Origin of the sequence: Mycobacterium sp. E2327 (assembly GCF_001672675.1) — a bacterium.
In the GTDB taxonomy this organism is placed as follows: domain Bacteria; phylum Actinomycetota; class Actinomycetes; order Mycobacteriales; family Mycobacteriaceae; genus Mycobacterium.
Genome location: NZ_LZKE01000252.1, coordinates 22,113 through 29,054 on the forward strand (window position 1 = coordinate 22,113; position 6,942 = coordinate 29,054).

Here is a 6,942-nt window from a genome sequence, read left to right on the forward strand (position 1 = left end):
CTAGGCCGGCATCACCCGTCGTTCGTCGGGACCCCACAACGGCTGGAACCCGCCGGGCAACCGCAGTTGCGTCTCGGTGATGACGTTGGCGAGGTTGCGCAGCTCGGCGTGGATCGCGTCGAGCAGTTCGGCCAGCTGCGCGCGGCTTCCGTCGGTGATCTCCTCCAGCTCCTCGGGGTGCGAGCGGCGCAGCAGCGTGCTGATCTCGTCCACCAACCGCTCGGGGCGCGAGGACCCCGACGAGCTGGGCAGGTCCTTGAGGTTGGTCCGCAGCCGCTCCAGCTGGTACAGCAGCGACCGCGGGTTGGTGGCGTCGAACAGCATCAACTCGGCCACCGCGGCGACGCTGACGTTGCCGACGGTGCGGCGCCGGTAGATGACCGACGACTCGCACGCCACCAGCGTCGCCTCGATGATCGTCTGCTCGGCGGCCGCGCACCGGACGGTGGCCAGCGTGGCCCGCAACAGGGCGGTCAGCCACAGGCCGCGTTCGATGCGCTTGCCGATGTCCATCATCGTCCAGCCCACGTCGCGCACCATCGACTCGCTCGCCACCCCGGCCAGCGTCAGCATCCCGGCCAGCGTGTGCGCCTGGGCGGACGCGAGCAGCGCGTCGGCCTCGGCGAGTGAGTCCGGCGGCTCGGAGCGCAGCGCCAGCGCCCGCTCCACCCCGGCCAGCACCGTCCACGTGTCGTTGGACAACTGATCGCGCACCGCCCGGGCGGCCAGCCCCAGCCCGTCCACCGAACCCACCAGCGACCCGGGCTGGTTCGGATCCAGGGTCAGCGACCACAGCATCGAGGGGGTGACGGCGATCATCTCCGCGTGATCGTCGGTGCTGCCGTAGCCCGCGCTGGTGTCGCTGCCGGTGATCCGGCCCAGCGCGGCCATCAGCACCGGCACGCACTCGCTTTCCTCGGTGTGCTGCTGGTGCCGGTAGACGTGGAAGCGGTCGCGGGCCACGATGAGCAACCGGGCCATCTCCTCGGCGCGCTCGCCGTAGCGCCCCATCCAGAACAGGTCGGACAGCACGCGCGGCGAGCTGACCCCCCAGGTGCCCGCGGCCGTCTTCGCGGGTTCCGGCGGCGACGGCAGGGTCACCGTCTCGGCCCGCGCCCGCTCGGTGGGACGCACCCAGACATCTTTTGCCGCAACGGTTTTCAGCGTGAACGCCGAGGGGCCGGGGGCCAGCACGTAGCCGGCGCCGCCGATCATCGGCGCGTAGCCGCCGCGCTGCGCGACGGTGAACAGCCGCATGCCCACGCCGGCCGACGACAACACGCCGGTGTGGTCGGTGGGCGCCGACGAGAACTGCGGCAGCTCCTGGCCCACCCAGTGCCACGGCATGTGTTCGATGCGCGCGGCCAGGTCGGCCAGCTGTGCGGACGAAAGTGTCGGCCCGACATAGGTTTTCCCACCGACGGTGGACTTGATCAGCAGCGACGACAGGTTGGCCAGCAGGTGCGAGCGTTCGCCGGCCACGCCGCCCCAATAGACCGGCGCCGTCTGCAGCAGCGGCTCCTCGTCGATCAGCCGCTCGGCCAGCTGCGGCAGAAACCGAAGCAGCCCAGGGCTTTCCAGGATGCCGCTGCCCAGTGTGTTGACCACGGTCACCGTCCCGCGGTGCTGCGCCTCCACCAGCCCGACGACGCCGAGGCGGGAATCGGCGCGCAGATCCAGCGGGTCGGTGTACTCCGCGTCGACCCGGCGCAGAACAACGTCGACGCGTTTCAGCGTGCCCAGCGAGCGCATCCACAGCTTGCCGTCGCGCACCACCAGGTCCGCGCTCTCCACCAGCGGAAAGCCCAGCAGGGTGGCCAGGTACGCCTGGTCGAACGCGGTCTCCGAGTAGATGCCGGGGGACAGCACCACCACCACCGGGTCCTGGGCGACGTCGGGGGCGGCGTCGATGAGCGCGAGGCGCAGCGCCTGCGCGAACGGCGTCGTCGCCCGCGGCGCGATCCGCTCGTAGAGGTCCGGAATCGAGTGCGCCACAACGCGCCTGTCGGCCAGCGCGTAGCCCGCGCCCGACGGCGCCTGCGTCCAGTCGGCGTTGACGTGGAAGCTGCCGTCCGGCACCCGGCTGACGTCGCAGGCGTGCATGAACAGCTGGTGGTGCCCGGGCACCTCGATGCCGTTGGCGGGCCGCACGTAGCCCGGGTGGCCGAACACCAGTTGCGGCGGCAGGATGCCCTCGGTGAGCAGGGCGCGCGGCCCGTACAGGTCGGCAAGCACGGCGTCGAGCAGGCGGGAACGCTGCACCAGCCCGGCCTCCAGCACGTCCCAGTCGGCCGCGGAGAGCACGATCGGCAGGGTGTCCAGGTTCCAGGGCCGGGGCTCCACCCCGCCGTGGTCGGGATCGACCTCGGTGTAGGTGATTCCGTCGTTGTCGATCAGGTTGTCCACCACAGAGCGCAGCCGGTTCAGCCCGGCTCGGCCGCGCTCCGCGACGGCGTCGGCGAGCTCGGACCACGCCGGGCGCACGTTTCCGTCGCGGTCGACGAACTCGTCGTAGCCGACCCGGGGGCCGTGCCGCAGGTCGAAGAGCGCTTCCTGGGCTCGCGCGGTCCGGTATCCGGCCAGCAGCCGGTCGGCGTCGTAGTGGGCGGGGGGGACTTCGAGGGACGACATTTACTGCTGAACGGTACGCACGCGCCGCAGGTCGAGGATGCCCGGCGCGCCGATGTCGGTGAGAATCCTGGCCTGCCGCTCCTTGAGCGCGGACAGGTCGAGCTTGCCCGCGGTGAAGCCGGTCGCCTCGAAGCGGCGGGCGCGGCGCGACTCGGCCTCGACGGCGTTGATCGGGGGCTCGTCGTAGGCGCGGCCGCCGGGGTGTGCGACGTGGTAGGTGCAGCCGCCGCGCGACGTCCCGGTGGTGAGGTCGACCAGCTCGAACTGCAGCGGCACGTCGGTGGTGATGGTCGGGTGCAGCGCGCTGGGCGGCTGCCACGCCTTGAACCGCACACCGCCGACGTGGATGTCGGGGTTGTCGGTGGCCAGCAGCGGCACCGGGTAGCCGTTGGCCGTCACCACGTAGCGGTGCCGGTCGGCGCCGATGATGCGCACCTGGATCCGTTCGACCGACGAGTCGACATAGCGGGCCGTGCCGGTGGCGGTGGCCTCCTCGCCGAGGGTGTTCCACGGTTCGATCGCGCCGCGCAGCTCGATCTCCACACCGTCGAAGACGGCCGTGCCGATGCGCGGGAAGCGGAACTCGGTGAACGGGTCCAGCCAGCTGGTCTCGAAGGGCACGCCGTGCGCGCGCAGGTCGGCGGCGACGTCGGCGATGTCGTGAATCAAAAAGTGCGGCAACAGGTATCGCCCGTGCAAGTTGGCGCCGTGCCGGATCAGCGGGGCGCGCAGCGGTTCGTCCCAGAACCACGCCACCAGCGATCGCACCAGCAGCGACTGCACCATCGCCATGCGCAGGTGCGGCGGCATCTCGAAGCCGCGCAGCTCCAGCAGGCCGAGCCGGCCGCGCGGGCCGTCGGGGCTGTAGAGCTTGTCGATGCAGAACTCGGCGCGGTGCGTGTTGCCGGTGATGTCGGTGAGCAGGTGGCGCAGCGCGCGGTCGGTCACCCACGGTTGTGGGGAACCGGCCTTGGAAGACGAAGCGAGGCGCGCGATCTCGGCGAACGCGATCTCGAGTTCGTACAGCGCCTCCGTGCGGCCCTCGTCGACCCGGGGCGCCTGCGACGTGGTGCCGACGAACCGCCCGGCGAACAGGTAGGACAGCGACGGGTGCCGCTGCCAGTAGGTCAGCAGCGAGACCAGCAGGTCGGGTCGGCGCAGCAGCGGCGAGTCCGCGGGCGTGACGCCGCCCAGCGTGATGTGGTTGCCGCCGCCGGTGCCGCCGTGCGTGCCGTCGACGTCGAAGGACTCGGTGGACAGCCGGGCCAGGCGGGCCTGCTCGTACAGCGTTTCCAGCAGCTGCGTCTGTTCGGCGAAGCTGGCCGTGGGCGGCACGTTGACCTCGATCACGCCGGGGTCCGGCGTGATGGTTACCGACTTCAGCCGCGGGTCCGGCGGCGGGCCGTAGCCCTCGATCACCACCGGGCAGTCGGCCTTGGCCGCCGCGGCCTCGACCCGGGCGACGAGGTCGACGAAGTGCTCGAGCGCCTCGGTGGGCGGCACGAATATGTAGAGCTGGCCCCGGCGGACCTCGGCGACCATCGCGGTGGGCGGCGCCCCCTCGGGGTCCGTCACTGCGGCGTCGCCCTGTTCGGGCTCCGCCGGCAGTTCGGTTGCGGCGGCGAGGGGATCCGCCTCGAAGGTGGCGCGGGGCGGGCGCCAGTGGATCGAGTCCAACGGCAGCCGCAGGCCGGCCGGGGAGTCCCCCTCCAGCAGCACGATGCGGCCGCGGCGCAGCCGCCAGTCCGCGCTGGCCCAGCCGAGCTGGTCGTCGCGGCGGTGCAGTGGAAGCACGAAAGCGGCTGGGGCCGTAGTGGATTCGTCGAGACGTGCCAGCAGCGCGGCGCGGTTCTCGGCGGTGTCGGGGGTGGCGTCGGGGCCGAGGTCGTCGCCCGCCGGCACCGGTTCGCCGTGCGGCTTGCGCACCTTGGCGGCCAGCCGGGCCAGCGGATCCTCGTAGGCGGGCCGCACCTGCGAGGGCGGCAGGCCGAAGCCGTCGGCGATCGCGGCGAGCACCTCGTAGGCCGCGTCCTCGTCGACGTGGGCCGGCGCGGCGCTCCAGGGATCGGCCAGCAGCGTGTCGTCGGCCCACAGTGGCCGCCCGTCGGTGCGCCAGTAGAGCGCAATCTGCCAGCGCGGCAACGGTTCTCCCGGATACCAACGGCCCTGCCCGCGCTGGATCAGCCCCTGCGGCGCCCACACCGACTTCAACCGCGCGGCCAGGTCGGACGCCCGCTGCCGCTTGTGCGGGCCGTCGGCGGCCGTCGTCCACTCCTCGTCGACCTGGTTGTCCACGGAAACGAACGTCGGCTCACCGCCGACGGTCAGCCGGACGTCGGCGGCGGTCAGCCGCTCGTCGACGGCGCGCCCCACGTCGCAGATGGTCCGCCAGGCCTGGTCGGTGTAGGGGAGCGTGACGCGCGGGTCCTCGTGGACGCGGGTGACGGTGTTGGAGAACTCCAGGATCGATTGGCAGGGCTCGGTGCCGCCGGTGATGGGCGCGGCGCTCGCGGGGTGCGGCGTCGCCGCCAGCGGGATGTGGCCCTCGCCGGCGAACAGCCCTGACGTCGGGTCCAGCCCGATCCATCCCGCGCCGGGGATGTACACCTCGGTCCACGCGTGCAGGTCGGTGAAGTCGGCCGCGGGCCCGGACGGCCCGTCGAGCGCCTCCACGTCGGAGGCCAGCTGCACCAGGTAGCCCGACACGAACCGGGCGGCCAGTCCGAGCTGGCGCAGGATCGACACCAGCAACCACGCCGAGTCCCGGCACGAGCCCACGCCGTTGCGCAGCGTGAAATCCGGTGTCTGCACGCCGGGTTCCATCCGCAGGCTGTAGGCGACGTCGGCGTTGATGGCGCGGTTGAGCGCGACCAGGAAGTCGATGGTGCGGGTCCCCTCGGGCACCCGGAAATTGCCTACCCACGCCTGCACGAGCCCGCCCGGGCCGGACCCCTCGTCGTCCTCGTCGACGGGCCGCAGGTACGGCTTGAGGTCGTCGGCCAGCTCCTTGGGGTAGGTCCAGCCGCCCGAGGGCCACGTCTCGGCCCAGTCCTCGATGAAGAAGTCGAACGGGTTGATCACCTTGAGGTCGGCGATGAGCCCCACGGTGATGGTCAGCTGGCTCATGGGATTCGGAAACACCAGCCGCGCAAGGAAATTGCCGACCGCGTCCTGCTGCCAGTTGATGAAGTGGTCGCCCGGCTCGACGCGCAGCGAGTAGGCCTCGATGGCGGTGCGGGAGTGGGGGGCCGGGCGCAGCCGCACCACGTGCGGATAAACCCGGACCAGCCGGTCAAAGGTGTAGCTGGTGCGGTGCTCCAGCGCAACTTTGATGCTCACCCGCTGATTGCATCACAAGCGCCACAAGGTCGCAGCGCAGCGCAATCAGCTGGGCCCCGGGCCTACCCGTACTGGGGGCCCGGCGGCGGCGTGCCCGGTGGCGGCCCCGCCTGGTAACCACCGCCCGGCTGCTCCAGCGGGACGACCTGGCCGCCGGACAGCTTGCGGTAGCCGTAGATCCCGATCAGCGCGGCCACGGGCGCGCCCACGAGGATGCCCAGGCCGCACGCCACGAAGCCGAGCAGGACGGCCGCCGCCGACACCAGCCACACCAGCAGGGCGTTGACGAAGTTCGACTGGACGGTGGTGAAGCTGGACTTCAAGCCGTCGATGGCACCCTGCGAGCGGTCGATGATGAACGGGATGGCGAACTGCGCGAAGATGCCCACGACGAGGCCGGGGATGACGCACAAGACCGAGCCGATCGACGTCAGGATCCCGATGATGATCGCGGCGAGGATCACGTTGCCGAGGTTGCGCGGCTTGAAGAACGAACCGATGCTCACCTGCCGTCCATCGGCGATGTCCAGGCATCCGGAATAGAACGCGGACTGGGCGAAAATGCCTACCGCATAGATCAATACGTAGCCGACGATCATGATGATCATCCCGCCCGCCCCGATGCTCGTCGTGGCGGTGGTGTAGCCGTCGGCGTTCGTCGTGGTGGTGGTCGAGCCCATGCCGCCGCCGAACGCGATCACGGCGTAGGCGATGCCGATCAGCACCGCGTAGATGAGCGTGGAAACGACCAGCGGCGCGACGTTTTGGGTGAACTTGCCCCAGGCCCAGCTGAACGCCTCGCCGATGCTGAAGGCCGGCGGAGCGCCGGGGACGCCACCGTAACCGGGCTGCGGCGCGTAGCCGGGCGGCGGCGCGCCGTAACCGGGCGGGGGCGGCGGTTACGGTGGCGACGGCGGCTGGACCACGGTCACCGGCCACACCGGCCCCAACTGGCGGCCGGAGCGGGGCAAA

At 71.4% G+C, this 6,942-nt stretch carries 3 protein-coding genes; all 3 read right to left on the reverse strand.

The features are described from left to right. The gene (locus A5712_RS29005) at positions 1-2,631 is read right to left on the reverse strand and encodes a circularly permuted type 2 ATP-grasp protein (RefSeq protein WP_068113743.1); all 2,631 of its coding nucleotides are present in this window, start codon (positions 2,629-2,631) and stop codon (positions 1-3) included. Next, the gene (locus A5712_RS29010) at positions 2,632-5,970 is read right to left on the reverse strand and encodes a DUF2126 domain-containing protein (protein ID WP_068113745.1); all 3,339 of its coding nucleotides are present in this window, start codon (positions 5,968-5,970) and stop codon (positions 2,632-2,634) included. A gap of 62 nt (positions 5,971-6,032) precedes the next feature. Continuing rightward, entirely contained in the window at positions 6,033-6,695 is a 663-nt protein-coding gene (locus A5712_RS29015; protein WP_197519529.1) for a hypothetical protein, read from the reverse strand. Positions 6,696-6,942: the final 247 nt, after the last annotated feature.